We start from the raw sequence: 1942 nt of genomic DNA, 5'->3' as shown, positions 1-1942 counted from the left end.
CCTTCCGGCTGCGCGAGCGCGCCGGCTGGCAGGTCCGCCTGCGGGAACTCGCCGAAGACGCCGCGGAGTCCGAGGCCCGCGCCGAGGTGTGTCTGGACCGGGCCCGCGCCGCCGACGAGGACCGCCGCGCCGCCCAGCGCGCCGCCGACGACGCCCGCCGCACCGCCCGCGCCCTGCGCGCCGAACGCGCCGAGATCGCCGGCGCCCCCGACCAGCTGCTCGACAGCGACAGCGACAGCGAGGGCGACGGCCCCCGGGCGCCGCTGCCCGACCTGCGCGAGGCCTACCGCGCGGCGTCCCAGCTCTACGAGAAGGTCGGCGTCGGCGCCGACCTGCGCGCCGAGCAGGCCCGCGCCGAGAGCGACGAGAGCGCCGCCCTGGCCGAACTCGACCGCCTCACCAACAAGGTCCGTACCCGGGCCGCCCAGCTCCTCGAAGGCACCGACGGCGCCGACGGCCCCTCCCGGCAGGCCGCGGCCGCCCGCGCCGAGTCCCTCGTGCAGATGCTGGAGACCCGCGCGTCCACCGCGAGCGAGCAGCTCGGCCGACTGCGCGGCGAGGCCGAACGGCACGCCCCCACCGAAGGGGAGGCGCACACCGAACTCCCCGAGGAGCTCGTCCCCGAGGACGTCGAACAGGCCCAGGCCCTGCTGCGTACGGCCGGCGCCCAGCTCGCCGCCCACACCGCGGCCGTGGAGAGCGCCCGGGCCGCCCACGCGGACCTGCTGCGCGCCCACCGCACCGCCGAGGACGGAGCCGGCGGCTTCGACGAGACGGCGGCGATGCTCCGGGACCTGCTGCGCGATCACACCCACCAGGACGACGAGCAGGAGCCGGTACCCCACACCGGCACCCTGGAGGAGGCCCGCCAGTCCGCCACCGAGGCCCGCCGCTCCCTGCGCGGCTGCGCGGCCGACCTCTCGGCCGCCGATTCCGCGGTGCGCGAGGCGAGCGACATCCTGGTCCGGCACGCCAACGCCACCCGCTACGAGCAGGTACGCACCCCCGCGCGCCAGCAGATCCGCGAACTGCCCGCCTCCGCGCTGCCCGAGCACGCGGCGGCCTGGGCGGCGGCCTTCGCGCCCCGGCTGCGCGTTCTCACCGACGAACTGGCGCAGCTGGAGCGCAACCGCGACAGCATCGTCGACCGCCTGCGCGGCCTCGTCGAATCGGCCCTGGCCACGCTCCGCTCCGCGCAGCGGCTCTCGCAGCTCCCCGAGGGCCTCGGCGAATGGTCGGGCCAGGAGTTTCTGCGGATCCGCTTCGAGGAGCCGGACCAGGCCACGCTCACCGAGCGGCTCGGCGAGGTCATCGACGAGGCGACCCGCGCGGCCGTGAAGAAGAACAGCAGTGCCTCCTTCGGCGAGGGCCGCCGTGACGGTATGTCCCTGCTGCTGAGGGGCGTCCAGGCGGCCCTGGAGCCCAAGGGCATCTCCGTGGAGATCCTCAAGCCGGACGCGGTGCTGCGCGCGGAGCGGGTGCCGGTGGGGCAGATGGGCGACGTGTTCTCCGGCGGGCAGCTGCTGACCGCCGCGATCGCGCTGTACTGCACCATGGCGGCGCTGCGCAGCAACGACCGCGGCCGCGACAAGCACCGGCACGCGGGCACGTTGTTCCTCGACAACCCGATCGGCCGTGCCAACGCCACGTACCTGCTGGAGCTCCAGCGGGCCGTCTCCGACGCCCTCGGCGTCCAACTGCTCTACACGACCGGACTGTTCGACACCACGGCCCTCGCCGAGTTCCCGCTGGTGATCCGCCTGCGCAACGACGCGGACCTGCGGGCGGGTCTGAAGTACATCAGCGTCGAGGAACACCTGCGCCCCGGTCTGCCGCAGCAGTCCGCCGAGGCGGAGGCCATCCACGGCGAGATCACGGCCACCCGCATGTTCCGCCGAAGCGGCGTTTCCTGACGCGCGGGCGCACAGGCGCGCCGCCGCCG

At 75.4% G+C, this 1942-nt stretch carries 1 pseudogene; it reads left to right on the top strand.

Annotation, left to right across the window (positions count from 1 at the left end):
* Positions 1-1913 (top strand): annotated as a pseudogene (locus ACWGIU_RS36845) (hypothetical protein); the annotation flags it as partial.
* Positions 1914-1942 lie beyond the last annotated feature (29 nt).

The sequence above is a fragment of the Streptomyces sp. NPDC054840 genome (assembly GCF_053611065.1).
Note: the sequence above shows the minus strand (reverse complement) of the source record. Positions and strands in the feature narration are given on the sequence as shown.